This window comes from Priestia sp. D51 (assembly GCF_053345675.1).
Map to the genome: position 1 here is coordinate 36,827 of NZ_JBLTIR010000007.1, position 20,213 is coordinate 57,039.

General features: G+C 36.8%; 20 protein-coding genes. 12 read left to right on the top strand and 8 right to left on the bottom strand.

All coding sequences use genetic code 11. The features are described from left to right. Positions 1 to 421 precede the first annotated feature (421 nt). Positions 422 to 865, bottom strand: coding sequence for a YfmQ family protein (locus ACNHOZ_RS23175; protein ID WP_028414332.1), 444 nt, complete (start codon positions 863 to 865; stop codon positions 422 to 424). Positions 866 to 1,052: 187 nt separating this feature from the next. Here ACNHOZ_RS23175 and ACNHOZ_RS23180 point away from each other — a divergent pair, with 187 nt between their 5' ends. Then, a complete protein-coding gene (locus ACNHOZ_RS23180) occupies positions 1,053 to 1,190 on the top strand; it encodes a lmo0937 family membrane protein (RefSeq protein ID WP_013055244.1) in 138 nt (45 codons plus the stop codon). 32 nt (positions 1,191 to 1,222) lie between these two features. Here ACNHOZ_RS23180 and ACNHOZ_RS23185 read toward each other — a convergent pair whose 3' ends face one another. Then, the gene (locus ACNHOZ_RS23185; protein WP_048020647.1) at positions 1,223 to 1,993 is read right to left on the bottom strand and encodes a TatD family hydrolase; all 771 of its coding nucleotides are present in this window, start codon (positions 1,991 to 1,993) and stop codon (positions 1,223 to 1,225) included. Positions 1,994 to 2,055: 62 nt separating this feature from the next. Next, positions 2,056 to 2,976 (bottom strand): EamA family transporter RarD, encoded by a 921-nt coding sequence (rarD, locus tag ACNHOZ_RS23190; protein WP_048020645.1) that lies wholly within the window; start codon positions 2,974 to 2,976, stop codon positions 2,056 to 2,058. 335 nt (positions 2,977 to 3,311) lie between these two features. Here rarD and ACNHOZ_RS23195 point away from each other — a divergent pair, with 335 nt between their 5' ends. Continuing rightward, positions 3,312 to 3,707 (top strand): SET domain-containing protein, encoded by a 396-nt coding sequence (locus ACNHOZ_RS23195; RefSeq protein WP_028414329.1) that lies wholly within the window; start codon positions 3,312 to 3,314, stop codon positions 3,705 to 3,707. Between the two features lie 35 nt (positions 3,708 to 3,742). Here ACNHOZ_RS23195 and ACNHOZ_RS23200 read toward each other — a convergent pair whose 3' ends face one another. After that, positions 3,743 to 4,885 carry an AI-2E family transporter gene (locus ACNHOZ_RS23200; RefSeq protein ID WP_013081622.1) on the bottom strand — a complete coding sequence of 381 codons (1,143 nt, stop codon included), beginning with the start codon at positions 4,883 to 4,885 and terminating at the stop codon, positions 3,743 to 3,745. A gap of 127 nt (positions 4,886 to 5,012) precedes the next feature. On the opposite strand from ACNHOZ_RS23200, the gene ACNHOZ_RS23205 reads away from it, so the two are divergent. Then, positions 5,013 to 5,282, top strand: a complete 270-nt coding sequence (locus ACNHOZ_RS23205; protein ID WP_048020643.1) for a hypothetical protein — start codon at positions 5,013 to 5,015, stop codon at positions 5,280 to 5,282. Between the two features lie 248 nt (positions 5,283 to 5,530). On the opposite strand, the gene ACNHOZ_RS23210 is transcribed toward ACNHOZ_RS23205, so the two are convergent. After that, the gene (locus tag ACNHOZ_RS23210) at positions 5,531 to 6,061 is read right to left on the bottom strand and encodes an IseA DL-endopeptidase inhibitor family protein (RefSeq protein WP_033580675.1); all 531 of its coding nucleotides are present in this window, start codon (positions 6,059 to 6,061) and stop codon (positions 5,531 to 5,533) included. Between the two features lie 414 nt (positions 6,062 to 6,475). Here ACNHOZ_RS23210 and ACNHOZ_RS23215 point away from each other — a divergent pair, with 414 nt between their 5' ends. Next, positions 6,476 to 7,468 carry a zinc-binding dehydrogenase gene (locus ACNHOZ_RS23215; protein ID WP_048020641.1) on the top strand — a complete coding sequence of 331 codons (993 nt, stop codon included), beginning with the start codon at positions 6,476 to 6,478 and terminating at the stop codon, positions 7,466 to 7,468. Positions 7,469 to 7,565: 97 nt separating this feature from the next. On the opposite strand, the gene ACNHOZ_RS23220 is transcribed toward ACNHOZ_RS23215, so the two are convergent. Together ACNHOZ_RS23220 and ACNHOZ_RS23225 are read right to left on the bottom strand one after the other, a co-directional pair. Next, on the bottom strand, positions 7,566 to 9,146 hold the full coding sequence (locus ACNHOZ_RS23220) for a lactate permease LctP family transporter (RefSeq protein ID WP_033580673.1): 1,581 nt from the start codon (positions 9,144 to 9,146) through the stop codon (positions 7,566 to 7,568). 62 nt (positions 9,147 to 9,208) lie between these two features. Next, positions 9,209 to 10,165 (bottom strand): L-lactate dehydrogenase, encoded by a 957-nt coding sequence (locus tag ACNHOZ_RS23225; protein ID WP_048020639.1) that lies wholly within the window; start codon positions 10,163 to 10,165, stop codon positions 9,209 to 9,211. Positions 10,166 to 10,497: 332 nt separating this feature from the next. On the opposite strand from ACNHOZ_RS23225, the gene ACNHOZ_RS23230 reads away from it, so the two are divergent. Together ACNHOZ_RS23230 and ACNHOZ_RS23235 are read left to right on the top strand one after the other, a co-directional pair. Continuing rightward, the gene (locus tag ACNHOZ_RS23230; protein WP_028414323.1) at positions 10,498 to 11,373 is read left to right on the top strand and encodes a cation diffusion facilitator family transporter; all 876 of its coding nucleotides are present in this window, start codon (positions 10,498 to 10,500) and stop codon (positions 11,371 to 11,373) included. Positions 11,374 to 11,514: 141 nt separating this feature from the next. After that, the gene (locus ACNHOZ_RS23235) at positions 11,515 to 13,533 is read left to right on the top strand and encodes a methyl-accepting chemotaxis protein (RefSeq protein WP_255898976.1); all 2,019 of its coding nucleotides are present in this window, start codon (positions 11,515 to 11,517) and stop codon (positions 13,531 to 13,533) included. Positions 13,534 to 13,570: 37 nt separating this feature from the next. Here ACNHOZ_RS23235 and ACNHOZ_RS23240 read toward each other — a convergent pair whose 3' ends face one another. Beyond that, a complete protein-coding gene (locus ACNHOZ_RS23240) occupies positions 13,571 to 14,482 on the bottom strand; it encodes an RluA family pseudouridine synthase (protein ID WP_048020635.1) in 912 nt (303 codons plus the stop codon). 155 nt (positions 14,483 to 14,637) lie between these two features. Here ACNHOZ_RS23240 and ACNHOZ_RS23245 point away from each other — a divergent pair, with 155 nt between their 5' ends. From ACNHOZ_RS23245 to ACNHOZ_RS23270, 6 genes are all read left to right on the top strand, one after another. Further along, on the top strand, positions 14,638 to 15,030 hold the full coding sequence (locus ACNHOZ_RS23245; protein WP_013081630.1) for a YhcU family protein: 393 nt from the start codon (positions 14,638 to 14,640) through the stop codon (positions 15,028 to 15,030). Between the two features lie 215 nt (positions 15,031 to 15,245). Continuing rightward, positions 15,246 to 16,238: a Gfo/Idh/MocA family protein gene (locus tag ACNHOZ_RS23250; RefSeq protein ID WP_048020633.1), complete on the top strand. Its 993-nt coding sequence runs from the start codon at positions 15,246 to 15,248 to the stop codon at positions 16,236 to 16,238. A gap of 259 nt (positions 16,239 to 16,497) precedes the next feature. Further along, the gene (locus ACNHOZ_RS23255) at positions 16,498 to 17,292 is read left to right on the top strand and encodes a SurA N-terminal domain-containing protein (RefSeq protein WP_255898981.1); all 795 of its coding nucleotides are present in this window, start codon (positions 16,498 to 16,500) and stop codon (positions 17,290 to 17,292) included. Between the two features lie 189 nt (positions 17,293 to 17,481). Further along, positions 17,482 to 18,252, top strand: coding sequence for a L,D-transpeptidase (locus ACNHOZ_RS23260; protein ID WP_033580668.1), 771 nt, complete (start codon positions 17,482 to 17,484; stop codon positions 18,250 to 18,252). 138 nt (positions 18,253 to 18,390) lie between these two features. Continuing rightward, a complete protein-coding gene (locus ACNHOZ_RS23265) occupies positions 18,391 to 18,531 on the top strand; it encodes a hypothetical protein (protein ID WP_165573913.1) in 141 nt (46 codons plus the stop codon). 71 nt (positions 18,532 to 18,602) lie between these two features. Next, positions 18,603 to 20,141, top strand: coding sequence for a carbon-nitrogen hydrolase family protein (locus ACNHOZ_RS23270; RefSeq protein ID WP_013055260.1), 1,539 nt, complete (start codon positions 18,603 to 18,605; stop codon positions 20,139 to 20,141). Positions 20,142 to 20,213 lie beyond the last annotated feature (72 nt).

Sequence of the window (20,213 nt, forward strand, 5' to 3'; positions counted from 1 at the left end):
CAAAATATTTTTAAAAATATATATGAAATCGCTTTCAAAATAATGAAATATATTATATAATTACTAGTGTTGTGTTGTACTTTGTTAGTGTTAAATCAATATCCTACATGTGTGAGCCGATTGCCTTATGGTAGTCGGCTTCCTTTTTTTATAGTAGAAGTCTAAAGGGAAACAGCGTTCGTTAAAATGGCTGTAATTGTCGTGATAATAGTTGTCCCAAAGGCCCACTTGAAAAGAAAGAAAAGTAGCAATCATTCCAAACCCTAACAAAGAAAGCATTATCCATCACCTCTTAAAAAATTAGAAAATTCTATTAATTTATGTTATAGCATTAGAATTAATGTTAAAGTTTGGTATTTTTAAATAAGGTAACTTCAAACTAAACCTAAAAACTAAAAAAGCCGCCTTGTAGGCGACTGGTTTAAGCTAGGTCAGCTGTTATGGACTGCTTTTGAAGGTGATCAGACAGCAGGCTGTAGGCGATAATCTTCTTTTTGTATTGTTTCACGACGTCGACATGATCATGATAGCTATATACGCATAGTCGAACATCGTTTTTCCCTTTTTTCGTATCGATAACAAGTGGAGTTTCACTGTCTTCTAGGTGTTTATAATAGTCCTTATTTCCTTCATGGACATAATATTGTTTTAAAAATGTTGCTTTATTAAAATAATCAATCACTTGCATTTTGTCTTTGCCTTCTAAATGTTTCCCATCAACTGTGACAGTAGCGTTTTGATCATCAAGTGTTGGGTGTAATTGAAATTTAGTCATAAGCCATTTGACCACTGGAGTTGGAAGACACGTTATTAATATTTTGAGTGCACTTACAAGAATGATGGAAAGTAATACAATCCATGTCATAGTTAATCATCTCCGCTTAAATTAAATAAGATTACATACTTATTTTACCACAGAGAACGTGATTGCTTTTTGTACATTATGTGAACCTTCTTTAGTGAAAAGATGTATATGAAATGCGTTTATTTATGCACATTTAGGGAAATATAAAATTATAACAAATACTACATATAAAAAAGGAGAAAAAATTATGTTGTGGACGATTATTGGACTTTTATTTATTTTTTGGTTATTAGGATTAGTTTTTCATATTGGCGGCGGCATCATTCACATTCTTCTTGTCATTGCAGTGATTGTGCTGATCGTAAAACTTGTGAAACGAATTTAGATATAAAAAGCCTTTCCTTAGGGAAAGGCTTTTTATGTGGAGAGATTATAAAAATGAGCTGTATTTCGATATAAAAAATCATATGTCTCCGTTACAGAAACCCTTTTGAGACGTGCTATTTCCTGAACGGACTGATGCATCATTGATGGAACCGTTGTCTGGTTTTGAAAAGGTCCTTCAAATGGCCACGGACCATCTGTTTCGACCATCAAGTAGTCAAGAGGGTAATCTGTGGCAAGCGCTTGGATTTTAGGTTTATATACAATATCAGGTGTAAGGGAAATATAGTAGCCGTTGTTTTTCATTCGTTCAACGGTTTTTTTAGCTCCTTTGAACCAGTGGAAGTGAGCTTTAGGCACAGAATGTTTTTCTAGTAAGTCGCACACGATCTCAGCATCTTCATATACAGCGTGAAGAATTAACGGTTTCCCCCATTTTTTTGAATGAATAATAAAAGCTTCAAGCAGCTCCAAATAGGGCTCTAGAGAAAGAGTATAGGTCTGACTTAAGTAATAAGGTAGACCAACCTCCCCAACAGCGATCATTTCTTCATTGTTTTGATCAATCCAAGCAAACAGCTCCGCTAATTCATTTGAAGAAGGCAGCATTTGTTCAGGGTGAAATCCGTAGGCAGGTTTCACGCAGGAATATAACTTGCTGATTTTTTGATTAAGTTGGCAAGAGTGTAATGTAGAAGATACAGAAATAAGCGCTTGTAACGAAGGATCCTGCTCAACTATGTCTTTCCAGCTTTTCTGTTCATATTGATCTAGATGAATATGCGAGTCAATAATGCGTTTCATAAATAATGCTCCTCCCAGCCTATTTTGTTTAAAAATAATACGTAAGAGAGTGTATGATTCTGTTAAGCCTCCACTTTATTTCTTATTTGTTTTCTGTTCCCCCATTTAGTAATAGATGAGAACGTATAAACAATAAAAGCTAACCAAATAAAACTAAAAGCAATAACATGAGCTTTTGTTAGCGATTCATGGTATAGAATGACTCCTGCTAGTAAAGACAAGGTTGGTGAAATATATTGAAGAATACCAAGCATTGATAATGATACTTTTTTAGCACCTTTTGTGAATAATAGGAGTGGTAAAGCTGTAACTACTCCACTGCCCATTAATAAAAGACTTGTTGAAAAAGAATCAAAAAACTGCAAGTGTGATTGAAACGTAAGGTAGCCTATGTATGCTAATGCAATAGGGGAGATGACCATCGTTTCAAGAGTTAATCCAATCGTTGAATCAGCTTTAATCTTTTTCTTTGCCAAACCATATAATCCGAAGGTAACAGCTAAGCTAAGCGAAATCCAAGGAACCACACCATAATGAAGACTAAGCGTTAAGACGCCGATTCCTGCTAGTATAAATGCAAAAATTTGAGCCCCGCTTAATCTCTCTTTTAAGAAAATAACACCTAATAAAACACTTGTTAGGGGATTAATATATTGTCCAAGGCTCGCTTCTACTATTTTTCCATTAATGACAGCCCACATAAAAATGCCCCAATTTGCACTAATAAGTACAGACGCAGTAAAAAGGGACCAGAATAAGGATGGTTTTTTCACTATTTCTTTTATAAACGTAATGTATGTACGCCATTTCTTTGTCATTAATAAAAGAATAAGCATAAAAATAAAAGACCAAAAAACGCGCTGAGCTAAAATCTCACCTGGTGCTACGTGGTGAACCAGCTTCCAATAAATTGGCGTGAGCCCCCACATAAGATAAGAAAGGACCGCATATATCACACCATCTCTGTCGGGATTTAAGTTCATGTGAAACCTTCTTTCTAACATAAGATAAAATCAGTAATAAAAGTCATAGATTAACATAAAAAAGCAGCATAAACGATTATATCACAGAGAAAAACGATTCTTCACATGTTGAATGGCTCAAAAAAGCGCTATGCGCCAGGTCATTGCTTTTCTATGTCTAAAATAAAATCAAATTGCGTGTTTCTAACAAGGTAAGTGCTTACACAAGTGTGCATGATAAGCACTCTTTCAGCTTATATTCAAGTGGTTATGAAAAACAGTTGATTTCCCCATTAGAAACTGTCAAGCTTAGGGAAGAAGAAAATCTTAGATGAAAGAATATATAGGTGACGAATATGATCGAAATAAAAATGTCTACGATAAGCGATGGAGAATTTAACAGAGGTGTATTTGCTAAGCAAGATATTAAAAAAGGAACGCTTATTCACGAAGCTCCTGTTATCGCTTATCCTAATAAAGAGCATGATTTTATTGAGAAAACAACACTAGCGGATTATGCTTTTGAATATGGAGTGAATCATACGGCTATTCTTTTGGGATACGGTATGCTGTTTAATCACTCGTATACACCCAATGCTACGTATGAAATTAATTTTGACAATCATACCTTTGATTTTTATGCATATACGGATATCCAAGCAGGAGAAGAAATTCTCATCAACTATAATGGAGATGAAGATGATCAAGAGCTCCTTTGGTTTGATCGTGAAGATGAAGAAGAACAAAAGTAAAAAGTTAAGCCCATCGAAAATCGATGGGCTTTTTATTATGCTTTTTTATCTGGATACATAGTAGAGTTCAAACGGATGAATTGGTAAATATGCGTAATAATAACTTTTAAAACGGCATATCCAGGAACGGCTAAAATAATACCGATGATTCCGAATAAGTTTCCGGCGGTTAGAATGACAAAAATGACCGTAATCGGGTGAATATCCAGGCTTCTTCCCATAATTTGCGGAGAGATTACTTTGCCTTCAAGCAATTGAACAACTGCCCAGACAATGGCCAGTTTTACAAGCATGAAAGGAGACGTAATAAACGCAATAATAATGGCTGGAATAATGGCGATAATCGGACCAAGGTAAGGGACAACATTGGTTACCATGGCGATAATCGCTAGAAGTAATGCATAATCTAACCCAATAATCAGATAGCCAATGAAAAGCAGTACACCTATACAAATCGCAACAAAAATTTGCCCGCGAATATATGCGCTTAATGCGTGGTTCATGTCGGCTAAAATGAATTTAGCTTCAGAACGAGAGCGGTTTGGAAGCAGTTTTACAATGTAATTAGGTAAGTTTTTCCCATCTTTTAATAAGTAGAAAAGAATAAAGGGTAAAACGGCAACCGATAATATAATTTCTGTAATGGTGCCGACAAAGTTCACAATACCGCTTGAAAATCCAGAAACATATTTGCTCAAGTGTTTTGATGCATCTTTTGAAATCTTATCTAGGTCCGTGTTAGCCGACTGAAGACCTTGTTCGACATATCGGTTATTCGAAAGGTTCGTCACCGCATGCTGAACGTCATGCGTCAGCTCTGGGATATTATCAATAAGACGGTCAACTTGATTTTTTAGAGGCGGAATAACCGATGAAATAATAATGGCTAATGCGCCGATAATCACTATGTATAAAACAAGAATGGAAATAATTCGTTTTACACCTTTTCGTTCTAAAAAGTCAACAAGCGGATTAAATAAATAAAAGCAAATTCCTGCTAAGATAATCGGCAGTGCGATTGTTTTAATAAAAATAGAGATAGGAATTAAAATAAATCCGATTTTTGATAACGAAAAAATAGTCATGCTGAGAATAAAAATAATAATTGTATATACAACAAATTTATTATTTAAGATTTTTTCTCGGAAAAAAGTTCCTTTCTGAGGTCTAGGTTCCAAGCTGTTCAACTCCTTTAAAAAGTAAATGTATAGTTATCATACCCTGATTTAGACTAATTTAAGAGGGTTTTTTACAAAGAAGTGTGCATACTAGTAGAAAATCTTCTAGAAAGAAGGGGTGAAATCATTGAAAGAAGACAAACAGCCCTCGTATCGTGATTTCTCTACAGTAGAAAAAAGCCACGAGTATATAACCGCTGAAGAATTTCCAGACGGTCCCTTCGGCTCTCCGGTTAATCAAAAACTGGGGAAATCTACTTCATGGGAAGAAGGGCAGCGAACGTATAGCGCATTTAATTATGAAAACAAAAATCTTCATGAAAAAGCGCAAAGATTATTTCCAGGCGCTCATCCTGTACATGATAACCCAGAGGAACATGAACAAAATCCAAGTTAATGTCTTTATTATGCTCTGAATATATTGCCCTATCTTTTTGCTGAATTATGTTGACAATAAGCAATTTAGCCTGTAATATAAAACGTAACTTATCACTATTTCTACAGAATTCGACAAAATTTGATTTACTTAAACTTGTGATCTCAACTTCTATTTACAGCTATTAGAGCGCTGTAAGTAGAAGTTTTATTTATGTTATCGATCAAAAAGAAAAAAGCAGGTCTGCTCAAGCAGGCCTGCTTTTTTTATTATTGAACAGCGTCAAATTTATTTACTTTCCACTGAGAATTAGATTTATAGAATGTGACAGTTCGTTTTACACTGCCGCCATCTACAGTTGGAACTGTGAATTCATAAGAGCGAACTGTTGCTGTTTGATACACAAGCTTTGTTTTTGCTTTTGACCACTCTAACATGCTGAATCCGTCGCCGATTGGATGTGCAAGTTTACCGTTATATGTGATATAGCCGTAATTTGTTAATCCTTTTTCTACTGCACTATTTGTAAACGTTTCAGATAAGTAGCTTGATAGCTCAGCTTTTGTATCAAATTCAGGGCAAAGGTACACGTACTCAGTTCCTTTATATTCAAATGTACGTTCTGTACATGGTTTGTTTTTATAACCGTGCAGAGCACTCCAGAAATGATTGCTGGCACTAGCTGCAATTTTGACAGCATTTGCATCCGTTAGTGTTGAAGATGTTGTTTGTGCTGTAACTCCAGTGCTTAGTGTAAAGAAAATAGCGATTGATGATAAAACTAGTCCAATTTTTTTCATTTCTAACTCACTCCTAATTAATTAACCTTATTTATGTAACAATTATGTGCTTTATATTTCTTTTGTTACATTTATATTACAATAAATCTGTAATAAAAGAAAGTGTTTTGTCTTTTTTTCTTAAATTTTTTTAGATTTTTACTAGTTTCTGAAATAGATATAGTAAATAAATTGCGGATAAATGTTGATTTATTAGGATTTTCAAACCGATTTTTCTATTTTATATTCGTTTTGTTACAAATAATCTTTTTTGTAACAAAACTGTAATAAAAGAAGCTGAATACTTTTAGGATACAGAAAAATAAAGATAAAACGGTGAAAAAGCGATTTTAAAAGTTTATTTTCCTTTTTTTGGGCATATTTCTTTTTCGGTTTTGAGCTTTTTAGTAGAGTAGATTAAGAGGAGGCGAAATCATGAAAGTCATTATACATAGTGAGAAAAGCGGTATAGAAGGCATGAATTACAGAGATCTTCAGGAGATGCCCCCTGAAAGAGGAGAAGTAAAAGTAAGGTTAAAAACAGCAGGTTTAAACCGGAGAGATTTATTTGTTATGAATAATAGAGGCAAAGGAGATAAGCCGTTTATTCCCGGTTCAGACGGTGCAGGTATTATAGAAGAAGTGGGAGAAGGCGTAAAAGGTTTAAAAATTGGAATAGAAGTGATCATTAATCCAAGTCTGGAGTGGGATCGTATAGAGGACATTCCGTTTACGCCTAAAATTTTAGGTGGTCCATCGAATGGAACGTTTGCAGAGTATGTAATCATAAAAGCGGATAATGTTGTGCAAAAGCCGCCTTATCTATCTTGGAAACAAGCGGGAGTTCTTTCATTATCAGCTTTAACTGCGTATAGAGCTCTCTTTACAAAAGGGCAGTTAAAAAAAGGAGAACATCTACTTATTCCTGGTATAGGGAGCGGAGTCGCGACTTATGGCTTGTTATTCGCAAAAGCTATCGGAGCTGACGTAACGGTTACTTCTAGAAGTGATGAAAAAAGAAAGCAAGCCCTAGAGTACGGAGCTGATTATGCATTAGACAGTGGAAGTAACCTAAAAGAAGAAATCAACGATAGAAAAGTAGATATCATACTTGATAGTGTGGGGGCAGCTTTATTTCCGACGTATTTTGAAATACTAAAGCCAAATGGAAGAATTGTTAATTTTGGTGCGAGTTCTGGAAATGAAGTTGAATTGCCTCTAAGAACTATTTTTTATCCTCAATTCAATATACTTGGCACATCTATGGGAAGTCAGGAAGAATTTGTGGACATGATGGATTTTATAGAGAAACATCAAATTAAACCAATCGTCGATAGATTCTATCCGCTGTCAGAGGCAGCTGCAGCTTGCGAACGATTAGATAAAGGAAAACAATTTGGCAATATAGGTTTACTTATTTCAGAATAAAAAAATCCCCGGCGCTAACTGGGGACTTTTTTATATAATCAAACGTTTGTTTAAATGAAAGAAACAAGGTAATAACAGGATTTTTAGCAGTTTTTTATCATAACCACCAAGCCAATAAAAAGGTAACAAATCCTCCTAGTATCAAAAATCCCATGCTGTATTTGAGCGTGTATTTAAACAGTTCACCCTCTTTTCCGGCTAAACCTACTGCTCCAGCAGCGACAGCAATTGATTGAGGAGAAAGCATTTTAGCCATCACGCCGCCGGCAGTATTAGCCGCTACGAGAATAATTGGCAAGACATTAATTTGCTGAGCAGTAGTTAGCTGCAAGTTGCCGAACAGCGCATTATTCGATACGACAGACCCCGTTAGAAATACGCCAATCCAGCCAAGAAATGGAGATAAAAATGGAAAATAAGCAGCTGATGTAGCGAGTGCCAATCCAAGTGTAGAGGACTGTCCTGAATAATTTGAAATAAAAGCAAAAGCAATGACCATCATAATCGTCATAATAGGTCTTGATAGTTCTTTTACGGTTTCCAAAAGAGTGGTCCATGCCACTTTTGCCGATACGTTAAGCAAGAAAACTGAAAGGATACAAGCGATAAGAATTGCCGTACCTGTTGCTGCAAATAAGTCTATTTTTAAGACAGCAGCGTAAGGCGTAGGATCTTTTACTAAAGGCGCTGCTTTAATTACGTGATTGTGTAAAAATGGGACGTTAATAAGCAGGTTCAGATGTTCAAGCGCCGTTTTGACAAAAGAAATGCTCCAAGCCGTAACGAGTATCGTTAATAGAATAAAAGGAGACCAAGCCTTTAAAATTTGTTTTGGTGACAGGCTGAAGCTTTTAGCTGCTGCCGGGCTTGTTCTTTTAATATAAAAAGCAAGAGCAAGCAAACTCACAATAGAAGATGTGATATTTGGAAGTTCAGGGCCGATGTATGTAACAGTTAAATACTGCGTCAGTGCATAGGAAATGGCTGTGATGCTCGTTGCTTTCCATACGTCTTTTAATCCTTTTATCCCATCCATAATAAAGACAAGTAAAAAAGGGATAAGAAAAGAAATAATCGGAAGCTGCGTGCCAAGAAAATGAGCAATTTCTTTTGGATCAATGCCAGATACTTGTCCTGCGACAATGACAGGAATCCCCATGGCGCCAAAAGCTCCTGAAGCTGTATTAGCAATTAAGCATAGCGCCGCTGCTTTTAACGGTTTGAATCCAAGTCCAACTAGAAGCGCTGCTGTAATGGCAATTGGAGCTCCAAATCCTGCTGCTCCTTCTAAAAAAGCATTAAAGGAAAAAGCAACAAGCAGCATTTGCAAGCGGGGGTCATCGGTTATTGAAATAATAGATTGCCTAATGGTAGTAAACTGTCCGCTTTTGACAGTTAGCTTGTATAAGAACACCGCGCCGATAATAATATAGCTGATGGGCCAAAGTGCATACAAAAACCCATAGCCTGTGGCTCCTAAGACCATTGAGGCAGGCATATCATAAAAATAAATAGCAATAATCATAGAAAGAAGTACCGTAATACCAGCAGCAATGTGTCCTTTTAATTTCAAAAGAGTTAAAGCAATAAAGAAAAAGATGATGGGGATGAGTGCAATTAGTGCAGAAAGCCAAATATTATTTAACGGATTATATACTTGAGTCCACGTCATATTCATACACCTCTACTACATATTTAAAACAAGGGAGCGGGGGAGTCCCCCGCAAAAATCTTTTGATGTTACACAAAAGCTCTGTCGCGAGTTTGCTTAAGAATGCTAGCAGAGTGCTCGAGCTGCTGCTGTTCGTGAGGAGTTAAATTCAATTCAATAATTTGGCGCACGCCGTTTTTATTAATGATAGCCGGCACGCCGATATACACATCAGAAATACCGTATTGTCCTTCTAATAAAGCAGATACCGTTAAAATAGAATTTTCATCATCTAAAATAGCCTTGGTTATGCGTACAAGTCCCATCGCAATTCCGTAATAAGTCGCTCCTTTTCGATTAATAATATGGTAAGCCGCATCGCGTGTTTGTTCGAATAGATGCTGCATATCCGGCTCTTTTTCAATAGTAGCAGTATTGATAAAATGTTCGAGCTTCACACCGCCAATTTGCGCGTGGCTCCAAACAGGAAATTCCGTATCTCCATGTTCCCCCATAATATAAGCGTGGACGTTGCGAGAATCTACTTCGAAATAGTCGCTTAACAAGTAGCGGAAGCGAGCTGTGTCAAGAATCGTTCCTGAACCAATTACTCGTTCGTTTGGTAATCCTGATACTTTTTGTGTAACGTGTGCGAGAATATCAACTGGATTTGTTGCCACTAAAATGATGCCGTCAAATCCGCTGTTCATAATATCTTTTACAATGCATTCAAAAATTTTAACGTTTTTTTCAACTAGATCTAAGCGCGTTTCCCCTGGAGCTTGATTAGCGCCCGCTGTAATAACTACTAAATCAGCATCAGCGCAGTCTTTATAATCTCCAGCCCAGATTTTCATCGGTGTGGCAAATGGCATTCCATGATTGATATCGCGTGCTTCGCCTTCTGCTTTTTCTTTGTTCATATCGATTAACACTAATTCATTGGCAATACCTTGATTGACCATTGAAAAAGCGTAGCTTGAGCCAACAAAACCAGTTCCGATAACGGCAACTTTTCGTGTCTTTGGTGTAAATTGTGTTTTCATTTGTATCATCCTTTGAATTTTATTTTGTGATGTTTTTCACAATGTTAGTGTAACAAGAATAAATACCCTCGGCTGTGATAAAAATCACACCCTTAAAAAAATAGTAAACAATTTTACAGGGCGATTTAAAAAAGGGTTCTTCTACATGAAGTGCCACATTTAGAAAGATCTTAAACGTTTAAAGTGTTGAGTAAAGGCAACTTGTTTTGCAGAAAGCTAAAGAGTTTAACATTCTCTATTTGTATGTTAACAGCCAATAATGTTTCTATAGACCCACACGAAATCCATTTGTTACACTAAGTTTGCTTATTTTGAATAAAGGAGTGGAAGGGATGGAGAACTACTATGAGCAAGCCCAAAAAGGCGCTTGGGTTAGTATCTTATCATATATCTTTTTATCAGCATGTAAACTTATTATTGCGGGTGTCACCGCTTCCTCTGCTTTAAAAGCCGACGGTCTTAATAATGTTACAGATATTATTGCATCAATTGCCGTCTTAGTCGGCTTAAAAATCTCTAAAAAACCTCGCGATAATGATCATCCCTATGGACATTCCAGAGCGGAACATATCTCTTCACTTATTGCTTCTTTTATCATGATGGTCATCGGACTAGAAGTATTGGTCGACGCGGGTCAGTCATTATTTATGGACAAATCTGAAGCGCCTAATTTACTGGCTGCTTGGGTAGGTCTTGGAGCGGCTGCTGTTATGGGTGGTGTCTACCGGTATAATATTAAGCTTGCTAAAAAACTTGATAGCCAGTCTTTATATGCGGTTGCTAAAGATAATTTGTCTGATGCACTTGTGAGTATAGGGGCTGTTGTGGGAATTTTCGGCTCACAATTCGGCCTGCCCTGGCTGGACGTGGTAGCTGCTTTTGCTGTGGGAATTATTATTTGTAAAACAGCCATCGAGATTTTTAAAGAAGCGGCTCACTCCTTAACGGACGGATTTGATGAAGAAAAGTTAGGGCACTACAAAGAAAGCATTGGGCTTGTAGAAGGTGTAAAAGAAGTAGAAGATGTGAAAGCGCGCAAGCTTGGTAATCAAGTCGTGATTGATGTAACTGTTAAAGTAGATCCCCATTTAAATGTTATTAAAAGCCATGAAATTGCTGATCAAATTGAACATATGATGAACGATGAGCATCAGATTAAAGATACGCTTGTTCATATTGAACCTGATGCATACGAAAAGCAAAAATAAAACCAGCACGTTCTTTCGTTATGAAAGGATGGGCTGGTTTTATTTTTGGAGAAATTTGAAATAAATCACAAAAACTTCTTCAAAAATGAAAATGAAAAGCCGTTATTAGTAATATAAAGATTTTTGTAGAAGGGTGAGGGAATGAAGAGGTTAAGTGCAAAGCTCGTAGTATTTTTTAGTATTTTTATAGCTATTTTATTATTAGTTGTTTCAGGGGCTGTTTATCAATTTACCAAAACACAAATAGAAAAAGATGTAGAGATTCAGTCTCAAAGTCAAGTGAAAGAGTTAAAAGAAACGATTCATACGTACTTAGACATGTATAGTCGTTCTTTGCTGACGTATAGTGAAAATGATGTAATCGTTAATTTTGTTAAGCAGGAAGGAAATCAAACAAACCAAGAGAAAAATCCTTATTTTACATGGAATACGGTTCAAAAAGAGTTTATGCAGTTTAAAGAAAAATATCCGAACCTGGCACTTGAATACATAGGCACAAAAAATAAAGGAATGTATTCTGTTCCTAAGCAAGAGTACGGATCAGGTTATGACCCGACTTCAAGAGTTTGGTACAAACAAGCAATGGCATTACCTGATCAAGTAATTTACACGGATCCATATGAAGATGCAGCAACGAAAAAGACGGTTGTGACGATTGCAAAGGCTATTTTAGATCCAGATACTAAAAATGTGCTGGGCGTTATAGCTACTGATTTAGACTTAGATGCATTAAAAAACATTGTAGGTAAAGCAGAAGTAAATCACGGTGGATATGCATTTTTATTTGATCAAAATGGCACAGCGCTCGTTCATCCAACAGAAGCTGGAAAAAATTTAACGAATCAGCCATTTATGAAAAAAATGTACGAAGCAGACCGGAATAAAGATTTCATGAAGTATACCTTTCAAGGTGAAGAGAGAGTGATGGCATATGATACTCTCGAAGGAACGAATTGGAAGATAGGAAACGCCTTTATTTATAATGAAATGCTCTCAAGCGCTCATCATTTACTGAATGTGATTGTCTGGATTGCGTTAATTGGCATCTTATTATCAGTGGTGTTAACCATCTTTTTCTCAAGAATCATTACGAATCCAATTCGCCGCTTGAAAAACGAAGTAGCCAAAGTAACAGCTGGCGATTTAACAGTTCAGGTTCAGACGAAGTCAAAAGATGAAATTGGTGAACTTACTCATTTATTTAACGATATGGTAGCTAAAATGAAAACATTGATTGGCACGGTTCAGACGTCTGTTGAGACAGTAAAAACGTCTGTTGAAGACTTGAGTGCTGTATCTGAAGAAGCAACTGCATCCAGTGAAGAAATTGGCCGGGCTATCCATGAGATTGCCAGCGGCGCCACGCAGCAGGCTTCTGACGCTGACTCTACTAATCAAAAAACGATGAGTTTATCTTCACAAATTGAAGAAGTCATTGAACAAAACGCCGAGATTAATAAAATGACGATTGAAGCTGTAACCATCAATGAAAAAGGCTTAAAACAAATGCAGCTGCTTCGCAACCAAACTACCGAATCATCTCAGACGATTCACGGTGTTCAAACGGTAATGGAAGAGTTAACAAGTAAGATGAAAGAAATTGAATCTATTATTTTTACAATTAATAGCATTTCAGATCAGACAAATTTACTTGCACTAAATGCTAGTATTGAAGCAGCTCGTGCAGGAGAACATGGCAAAGGATTTGCGGTAGTAGCTGAAGAGGTACGAAAACTTGCTGAACAGTCCTCTCAGGCTACTGAACAAGTTCGCCACACGATTGCAGCGATTCAAGGGGAAGTCGCGGCTGCTCGTGAAGAATGCAACCGGACAGAAGAACTTTCAAAATCTCAAGACTTTGTGGTAGGAGACACAGAACAAGCTTTTCGTGAAATTGCTACTACCATTGAGCAGGTGGCAGCGGCTGTCGAACATGTAACAAGCAGCATGGACAGCATTGATGAGCATAAGGAAGACGTGGTAGCGGCCATTCAAAGTATAGCAGCTATTGCACAGCAATCAGCAGCAGGAACGGAAGAAATTACGGCTTCTACAGAAGAACAAATTAGAGCTATTTCTACTGTTTCTCAATCGGCTGAACATTTGCAAGAGATTAGTGAAGAATTGGCGAACTTGATTCGTCAATTTAAAATTAAATAAAAAAGAGCGCCAATAACATATTGGCGCTCTTCTTTATTTAATAGGAAAACAAGTTGCTGTACGGTAAAAAAACCTGCTGATCTGGAGGTGCAACAGCTGACACGCGCTGATGTGTAAACGGGTGTATAAAAGAAAGCTTAATGGCATGTAAAGCTTGCTGCTGATCTTTTAATCTCTTTCCGCCATAAAGCGTATCACCAAGTAATGGATGGCCGATGTGACTCATATGAACACGTATTTGGTGAGTGCGTCCGGTCTCGAGCGAAAGTTCAATAAGCGTTTCATTTTTTGCCATATTGCGCTTTAACACGCGATAAGATGTTTTGGCAGCTTGTCCCGTTCTAGATACTCTTCTTCTCGTAGCGTGATGGCGATCGCGTCCAATAGGTTCATTAACGATTCCTTGCTCTTGTTTCATGAGTCCTTGGACAAGAGCAACATAAGTCCGGTCAATTTTACGTTCAGCCAGCAGCTGGTCAAACACAGAGCTTGCTACAAAATGCTTCGTGAATAAGATAGCACCTGATGTATCGCTGTCCAAACGGTGAACGTGTCTAGGCTTTGTTTTGAGGCCTATTTTTTGAAAATAAGCAGCTACAGCATTTAAAAGAGTTTTTTGGTCCTGCTCTGATGAAGGATGAGTATTTAGGTTTATTGGTTTGTTTACAATTAGCACGTGTTCATCTTCAAACAAAATCTCTATATTAACATTGTAAGGTGTTATTTCATCAGGTTCTGCTTCAAAAAAAGGGAGTGACACTCTATCATTTTCCTTAAGAGTGTTCCTCCATGGTAAAGGTTCACCGTTTATAAGCACATTTTTATTCATCCGAAACTGATGCAGCGTTTTTTTAGGAATACGCCATTTCGTTTTTAAATAATCTTCAATTGTTTGCCCTGCATCATTTTTTGCGATTTTATCTTCTAGCCATTGGCCGTGTATACTCATATTTAATCCCTTCCTTACATACTAGTAAATATCCTTTAATCTTTAAAAAGAACTTGTAAATAATTAGGAGGAAATAACTACCTGAAGTTCTCGTTTTATGTTTATGTTATGCTAAATAAAGAGACATAAGTTAAGAGAAAAAAGGGGGGGTAACCATGAAAATTGCCCAAGCAGCTCCGCCAGAAATGGAGAATTACATAGAAGAGTTGACTGAACAGCTTCGCTATGACTTGTTACCTCGGTATGTATCTGTAGATAAGCTTAATCCTGATGAATTATTAAATCCAGATTATTGTACAGACCATTTATATAATGGCTTACTCGATGAAGCATTGCAAGTCATTAGTAGCCTTCAGACAATAATTGCCGTAATTGAAGCGATTCAACATCGGCCGATTGAAGAAAGCGACTGCGAGCAATTCGAAAAAAATATTGCAATTTTAAAAAAATACGGGTTTTTATTTCCTGTTTCCATTGAGTGTTTTGCAAAAGAAAACAATTTGATTACGTATTCGTATGAATCGTTTTATAATTCATACATAAATTAAAGAGGCTGGGAGAAAAGTATTTTAGCCTAAGTGAAAAACGAACTATTGATCAGCAAGTTTGATGAGTGGTTCGTTTTTTTTTATGGTGAATACAACTTCATCTGTACCGGCCTCTTTTTAATCATATATTTCAGACTTCTATTGGACATTCAAAAAGAGCTTGTGATATGGTCAAACTTGTATAAATCCATCAAAAAATAAATAGGAGCGAAAACATGACAAAAGCAAAATTATGTTTTATCGGTGCAGGCTTTCACGCATCAACGAACATTTACCCCTCTGTTATTGAAGCGGGAGCAGAAATTAAAGCAATTTCCACACGCAGTATCGAAAGATCAAAAACTGCTCTTCAACGATTTGGGAGCAGCGGTACGCCGTACGATGATTATAAGAAAATGCTAAAGCAAGAAAAGTGCGATGGAGTAGTGGTTGTGGCACAGCCTGAAGATCATCCTGCTTTGGTGCTGGATTGCATTCGAGCAGGAAAAAATGTTTATGTGGACAAGCCTTTGGGGATGAATGAAAGAGAAGCAAAAGAGATTTCAGATGCTGCTAAGCAAGCTGGCGTAAAAGTTATGGTAGGTTTTATGAAGCGCTATGCGCCTTGTTATATGAAGTTAAAAGAATTAATTGAAGAAGGTAGCCTAGGAAGTGTCCGTTCATTTCAAGCAAGATTTGCTGTAGACAGTACCCCTTTTTGTAAAGATGAAGAGCAGTTTATGAAGCTTGCTGCCATACATATTGTTGATCTCGTCCGTCACTTGTTCGGCGAAGTCGTTCACGTGACAGGGTTCAGAAATAATCATGGTGAATATATTTCAAATAGTATTTCGCTGAAGTTTGACAATGGCACTGTAGGGAGCCTGTATTTTACTGGCATGACAGCATGGTCTCGAGAAAGTGAAAACTTATTAGTGACATTTGACGATGGCTTTGCTTTTGTTGACGAAATAAATTCATTAACTATTCACGAATCCCAGACTTTTGATGAATTACCGTGGAAATCATTAAAAGAAAACGATCGTGTGTTTACACCTTCTGCTTCACCGATGTCGGGAGCTTATCGAGATCTTTACCTTCGTGGTTTTGTTGGAGAGATGGCTCATTTTATTGAGTGTTGTACAAATGACCAAGAACCTCTTTCCAGTGGGAGCGACAATGTAAAAACGATGAGATTATGTGATCAAATACTGTCATCTTTAATGTAAAGAAAGCTTTAAAGAAAAGAATGTATGATGAATAGCTTACTGTAAATTATGTAAATCATACTAAATAATGTTATGATTAGACAGGTCGTATAAACGAAAGCATTTACCTTTCATAAGATTACAAAACGTTTCAATCTTATTACATATGTTTAAAATTAGCCTAAATGGTTTCTTTTTACGCCTATATCATATACAATGCCCCCTAGATGATTTTTTCGAATAGCTAATAATCGTTTGGGATTATGAAAGGAGATTAATCATGAGAAAACTGATGTATACATTGCTCATTGGGTTAATTGCTGCAGCTTTAACAGCTTGTGGTTCAAACGATGATGCAAAGCAATCAAAGAATGATGATCAAAAAACTGCACAAACTGAGAAGCAAAAAGAGGCTCAGGAAAAGCAGGAAAAGCAAGCAAAAGAAATGCAGAAGAAATTAGATAAACAAAAAGTAGATGAAAATAAAACCGTAGCAGTTGTAAACGGTAAAAAAGTTTCGGGTGAAGAATATAATGCAGCCCTGGCTACATCACAAAATCAGTACCAACAAATGGGACAAGACCCAACTTCTAAAGAAGCAGCTAAACAAGTAAAGCAGCAAACAATTGACAATTTAGTAGGTCAAACGCTGCTATTGCAAGAAGCTGAAAACAAAGGCTATAAAGCAACTGATGAAGAAGTAAATAAAAAGTTAAAAGAAACGAAAAAGCAGTTCAAAACAGATAAACAGTTCAAAGCGGCTTTAAAAGATGCAGGAATCACTCAATCACAATTAAAGTCTGAGCTGGCTGACAGCATTAAATATCAGCAGTACGTAGATAAAGATATCCAAACACCTGAAGTAACAGATAAGGAAATTCAAGATTATTACGATCAATTTGCAAAACAAAGCCAAAGTCAAGCAAGCGGCAGTAAAGAACAATCTCAAATGCCAAAGCTTGAAGACGTAAAGCCTCAAATTAAGCAGCAGCTTGAACAACAAAAGAAACAAGAAGCATTACAGAAAAAAGTTGAAGAACTTAAGAAAAATGCAAAAGTTGAAGTGAAGCTTTAAATACAAATGAAACGGCCCTTTAAAGGGCCGTTTTTTTGTTATGTACATTTATTGCTTCTTGTCAGTAAAAAGGGGTGCGTGAAAGATTTTAATGTATTTTGACTTATAAGGTAAAAAGTGTTCTGATGGTTTGCCTTTCATCCTATACTTTTCTTATATAGATATAAGAGAAATTGGGGGAGTCGATAAATGAAAAAGGTGGCTGTTTTTTTTGTTGGGCTTGTTTTTTTACTCGCAGGGATGGGTCTGACAGGCAATGCTTCTGCGGCGTCAAATCAACTTATTATCATTAATAAATCTACTAACACCCTTGCTTTTTATAATGGAGGGAAATTAGTAAAGACGTTCAAAGTTGCGACAGGGAGGCAGATGAGTTATACACCAGAGGGTACTTTTAGCATTGTGAATAAAATTAAAAACCGGCCTTATTATAAAGACAACATTCGGGGAGGAGATCCTAGGAATCCACTAGGTGATCGCTGGCTAGGATTAAATGCGCGCGGAACGTATGGCACCACGTACGCTATTCATGGAAATAATAATCCAAGTTCTATCGGGACCTACGCAAGTTCAGGGTGCATTCGTATGTATGATGAAGAGGTACGCTGGCTGTTTGACCGCGTTCAAACCGGTACAAAAGTGGTTATTGGTCAATTTCATTCTCAAAGTTTTGATTCAATCGCTATGAAAAACAAATACAAAATAAGCAGTACTCCAGTTGCCCAGAATCTTTGTAAAACGAAAAAGCTCTCAAAAGGCCAAATTGGTTTTGTAACGATTCAATCACCGATGGTTTTGTTAAAAGAAGAACAAGGAAAATGGGTAAAGATTCGTACGTTAAATCGCGGTGAACGTTATAATGTATATAAAATAGATGGCATTAAAGTCTCTTTAGGACCAGGATTTATTGAAAATTACCCTAATAAAAAAACATCCATAAAATTAGATATTTGCAAATAGAAAATGAGGCTGGGACAAAAGTATTTTAGCCTAAGTGAAAAACGAACCATTGATCAGAATTTTGATTCTTGGTTCGTTTTTTTATTATGGTGAACGCCGGTTTCATCTGTTTCGTTCCTTCTAGCAGTTGATGGGAGGGTGAAGACTCCTGCGGCAGCCCGCGGAAAGCGAAGTCTTGCACGGAAGTCAACAGTGGTGTCACAAGCTAATGTATCCATTTGTTCGTCTTTAGATTGGATTTATTTCGTTATGTCTCACCCTCATTTTTTGAATTTTTAATAATGTTTATTATAATAAAAAACAGGGAAACTAATTGCCTAATGAAGAGAGAGAAAGGGTTGTTTGAGCGTATGTCTACAATAGACTTATCAAAATTCGAGAAAAAAATGATTATTCGTAACATCAAACCGGACGATATAGATGAAATTTTAGCACTTCAAAAGCTATCATTCCCCGGAATGGATCCGTGGAAAAAAGAACAGCTTGAAAGTCATCTGGCCATTTTTCCAGAAGGACAAATATGTGCAGAGTACGACGGGGAAATTATCGGATCTTGTTCCAGCTTGATTGTGAACTTTGATGAGTACGATGATCAGCATACGTGGGACGATATTACAGACGAAGGATACATTACAAATCATAACCCGGAAGGCTACAATCTGTATGGAATTGAAGTAATGGTTCATCCAAAGTATCGCGGCATGAAAATAGGACGCCGCTTATATGAAGCGCGTAAAGATTTAGCACGTGAATTGAACCTTAAAAGTATCATCATCGGAGGAAGAATTCCTAATTACCATAAGCATTCAGCTGAAATGTCGCCTAGAGAGTATGTAGAGCAAGTTATTCATCATAAAATTTATGATCCAGTACTATCTTTTCAGCTAATGAACGGATTTACGCTTATGCGTATAAACCCTGGTTATCTTCCTGATGACCTAGCTTCTAATAAGTATGCAACGCTGATGGAATGGAACAACGTAGATTATGTTCGCCGTTCAAAACGCCATTTTAAAACATCATTCCCAGTGCGTATTTGTGTTGTTCAGTATATGATGAAACAGATCAATTCATTTGAAGAGTTTGCAACACAGGTAGAATATTATACAGATGTTGCTTATGATGCAAAAGCCGACTTCTGCGTATTCCCGGAAATTTTCACAACTCAGCTCATGTCTTTCTTGAATGAAAAAATTCCAAGCAAAGCGGTTCAGCGCGTAGCAGAATATACGGAAGAGTACATTGAGTTATTTACTAACTTAGCGGTTAAATATAACGTAAATATTATTGGAGGATCCCACTTCGTCGAAGAAGATAATGGAGATATCTTTAATATTGCCTATCTATTCCGCCGAGATGGAACAATTGAAAAGCAGTACAAAGTGCATATTACACCTAATGAAAGAAAATGGTGGGGAATTAGCCCAGGAGATAAAGTTGAAGTGTTTGATACAGATTGCGGGAAAATTGCGATCCAAATTTGCTATGACATTGAATTTCCGGAGCTTGCTCGTATTGCTACAGATAAAGGTGCAAATATTATTTTTACACCATTCTGTACGGAAGATCGTCAAGGCTATCTGCGCGTAAGATACTGCTCTCAGGCTCGTGCGATCGAAAACCAAATTTATACGGTTATCGCAGGTACGGTTGGAAACCTGCCTGAAACAGAAAATATGGATATTCAGTACGCTCAGTCTGCTATTTTTGCACCGTCTGACTTTGAATTTGCACGAGACGGTATTGTAGGAGAATGTAACCCTAATATTGAAATGGTGGTTATTGGAGATGTAGATTTAGAAATTCTTCGTCGCCAGCGTCAATCAGGAACGGTTCGTCAATTAAAAGATCGACGCCATGACGTTTACAATATTAAATATAAAAAATAACGCAGTTTCTAAAAACATCATGCAAATGCATGGTGTTTTTTATTTCAACTTTTGCCATAATAAAAACTATTA

Coding starts and splice junctions, on each gene's coding strand:
- ACNHOZ_RS23260 (WP_033580668.1), top strand. CDS start 17,482: ATGAAAAAGGTGGCTGTTTTTTTTGTTGGGCTTGTTTTTTTACTCGCA.
- ACNHOZ_RS23230 (WP_028414323.1), top strand. CDS start 10,498: ATGGAGAACTACTATGAGCAAGCCCAAAAAGGCGCTTGGGTTAGTATC.
- ACNHOZ_RS23270 (WP_013055260.1), top strand. CDS start 18,603: ATGTCTACAATAGACTTATCAAAATTCGAGAAAAAAATGATTATTCGT.
- ACNHOZ_RS23195 (WP_028414329.1), top strand. CDS start 3,312: ATGATCGAAATAAAAATGTCTACGATAAGCGATGGAGAATTTAACAGA.
- ACNHOZ_RS23240 (WP_048020635.1), bottom strand. CDS start 14,482: ATGAGTATACACGGCCAATGGCTAGAAGATAAAATCGCAAAAAATGAT.
- ACNHOZ_RS23235 (WP_255898976.1), top strand. CDS start 11,515: ATGAAGAGGTTAAGTGCAAAGCTCGTAGTATTTTTTAGTATTTTTATA.
- ACNHOZ_RS23215 (WP_048020641.1), top strand. CDS start 6,476: ATGAAAGTCATTATACATAGTGAGAAAAGCGGTATAGAAGGCATGAAT.
- ACNHOZ_RS23185 (WP_048020647.1), bottom strand. CDS start 1,993: ATGAAACGCATTATTGACTCGCATATTCATCTAGATCAATATGAACAG.
- ACNHOZ_RS23250 (WP_048020633.1), top strand. CDS start 15,246: ATGACAAAAGCAAAATTATGTTTTATCGGTGCAGGCTTTCACGCATCA.
- ACNHOZ_RS23175 (WP_028414332.1), bottom strand. CDS start 865: ATGACATGGATTGTATTACTTTCCATCATTCTTGTAAGTGCACTCAAA.
- ACNHOZ_RS23220 (WP_033580673.1), bottom strand. CDS start 9,146: ATGAATATGACGTGGACTCAAGTATATAATCCGTTAAATAATATTTGG.
- ACNHOZ_RS23245 (WP_013081630.1), top strand. CDS start 14,638: ATGAAAATTGCCCAAGCAGCTCCGCCAGAAATGGAGAATTACATAGAA.
- ACNHOZ_RS23255 (WP_255898981.1), top strand. CDS start 16,498: ATGAGAAAACTGATGTATACATTGCTCATTGGGTTAATTGCTGCAGCT.
- ACNHOZ_RS23225 (WP_048020639.1), bottom strand. CDS start 10,165: ATGAAAACACAATTTACACCAAAGACACGAAAAGTTGCCGTTATCGGA.
- rarD (WP_048020645.1), bottom strand. CDS start 2,976: ATGAACTTAAATCCCGACAGAGATGGTGTGATATATGCGGTCCTTTCT.
- ACNHOZ_RS23210 (WP_033580675.1), bottom strand. CDS start 6,061: ATGAAAAAAATTGGACTAGTTTTATCATCAATCGCTATTTTCTTTACA.
- ACNHOZ_RS23180 (WP_013055244.1), top strand. CDS start 1,053: ATGTTGTGGACGATTATTGGACTTTTATTTATTTTTTGGTTATTAGGA.